General features: G+C 38.0%; 4 protein-coding genes. 2 read left to right on the forward strand and 2 right to left on the reverse strand.

Annotated features, from left to right (window positions below):
• The coding region (locus ABYD77_RS19015; RefSeq protein WP_372771658.1) for a Tim44 domain-containing protein at nt 1-591 on the forward strand (591 nt) is incomplete at its 5' end.
• Nucleotides 592-649: 58 nt separating this feature from the next.
• Here ABYD77_RS19015 and ABYD77_RS19020 read toward each other — a convergent pair.
• Nucleotides 650-1,048, reverse strand: a complete 399-nt coding sequence (locus ABYD77_RS19020; RefSeq protein WP_372771659.1) for a hypothetical protein — start codon at nt 1,046-1,048, stop codon at nt 650-652.
• A gap of 392 nt (nt 1,049-1,440) precedes the next feature.
• Here ABYD77_RS19020 and ABYD77_RS19025 point away from each other — a divergent pair, with 392 nt between their 5' ends.
• Nucleotides 1,441-1,689: a DUF3297 family protein gene (locus ABYD77_RS19025; protein WP_372771660.1), complete on the forward strand. Its 249-nt coding sequence runs from the start codon at nt 1,441-1,443 to the stop codon at nt 1,687-1,689.
• 39 nt (nt 1,690-1,728) lie between these two features.
• On the opposite strand, the gene ABYD77_RS19030 is transcribed toward ABYD77_RS19025, so the two are convergent.
• A partial coding sequence (locus tag ABYD77_RS19030) for a DUF5522 domain-containing protein (protein ID WP_372771661.1) occupies nt 1,729-2,031 on the reverse strand: 303 nt, incomplete at its 5' end.

Raw genomic sequence — 2,031 nt, forward strand, 5'->3', positions numbered from 1 at the left:
GGCGACTTTGAAGGCTTCCAGTTTATGGACTTCATTATTATTGCCTTGGTTGCCTTTGTGTTATTTAAACTATTTAAAATGATGATGGTGAAAAAAGCACAAAGCCAAGCGCAATATGCGGGAATGCCACCAATGGGTCAGGCTGAAACACCCAGCCAAGCACCACAACAATTTCAGTCGCAAGGGTTTGGACAAAGTCAGTCAGTGCCAATGAACTTGCCGATTAACTTTGACTTAAATGGCTTTTTACAAGGTGCCCGTGAACACTACCACACGCTACAAAAAGCATGGAATGACAATAACTTTGATGTGTTCTCAGAATACGTGAGTGAACAGTTATTAGCAGAGCTAAAAGCTGAACGTGCCGAGGTAACTGAAGTTGCTACAGAGGTAATGTTTATTGACGCGGAGCTTGCGCGTGCAAATACATCACCAATGTTGTGGGAAATTAGTGTACGTTTTCGTGGTAAGTACCGCGACCTTGGTGATAAACAAGAAGAGCCAATTGATGAAGTGTGGCACCTTGAGCGCAATTTATCAGCGCAAGATGCACCTTGGATCATTGTGGGTATTGAAGATAATGCCGCTTAAATAACAAAAGGTTATTTTTTGAAAGAGCAGCCATTTGGCTGCTCTTTTTGTTTGGTATTTAAGTTTGAGAATGTTCTTTTAATAAAATAGTGAGATGCTGCTTTAATTCTTGCGGGCTATCTGGGGTATGTAAAAAGCCGCCGATTTTAGCGCCAGATAACTCTTGGCGAATATCGTATTTCAGCGAATTTAAACGTGAAACAACGTTTTCACCTTCAACAAAGTACATATCTAAATCCATTAAAAATGGAACTCTTAACGACATGGTAATGCGCGCCATTACATTTGGATAAAGCGCCATTAAATCGGCAAAAGTGAGGTTTATCTTTTTCTTACCAATGATTTTTAAACCCGCAGCTTTAATTTTTTTACGAATAAAATAGTGTTTACCAAACAGGTAAGTTTCAGGCTTTAATAAGTAAAACGAAATGCAATTTTTGTTAAGTGATACTGCCATACGCGAACTCCCTTACGTCTTATAAAAAGTAAAACCGCAATGAATAGCTTGCTAATCTAATACCAATTCTGTTAAGTATGTGATCAGGGATAGCGCTGGATAAATGAAATGTTAACAAGGCGGAATTTTTCTTATGTAGTTGTTCGACATTGATAAATTCTAACGCAGTTAGCATGTTATTTAGTCCGCTAGGATGATCAGCTACTTAAGTGAATTGGTATAACTATAGAAGTAATCATTAGTTGCTAACAAGTTGTTTTGTGTAAAGGTTTATTTCTTGGTTATACGAAACTTAACTTGATAGCGATTAAATTACGCTTTGCTATTGAGCGCTTTGCACCAATTACCTACAATGTCGCAATCATCTAAATGAGATTAACTAAGAAAGAAATATGAACGATAAAACTGAATTACCAACATTACCAGATCGCCTATCAATCAACCCGCGCAGCAAGTTTTACGCGGAAGAAATCTTAAAGCACGATATTGGTATTCGCTTTAACGGCAAAGAGCGTTCAGACGTTGAAGAATACTGCATTAGCGAAGGCTGGATTAAAACAGCGGCACCAAAAGCGTTAGATCGTTTTGGTCAACCAATGTTAATTAAATCAAAAGGTACGGTTGAAGCGTTTTACCGTTAATTTTGCCAGTGCACCATATTGTTTGGTGCACTACTCATTTTAATAAGCGCAATGCTTACAACCATTCCCACAACAATACCCTCGCTTTAAATGTGCCCACTTTGTCATTACCCTAAAACCTTCTTCATTTAAGTAATAATCAAGCTTTGCAACAGGAAATTGGTTTTGATATTTAGCGGCTAACTGCACAAGTTCTTGGTTTGTTTTCGTCTTATACAAAACCTCAAGCTCAGCGTTAATTTTGTCAATTAAACAGTCTTTGCATAGGCAGCCTTGCGTGTCTTTAACAGGTAAAATTGTTGGTAGAGAAAAGCACCAACAATTGCCTTCTTTACTGGTACA

The organism is Pseudoalteromonas sp. (assembly GCF_041629635.1).
Lineage (GTDB): Bacteria > Pseudomonadota > Gammaproteobacteria > Enterobacterales > Alteromonadaceae > Pseudoalteromonas.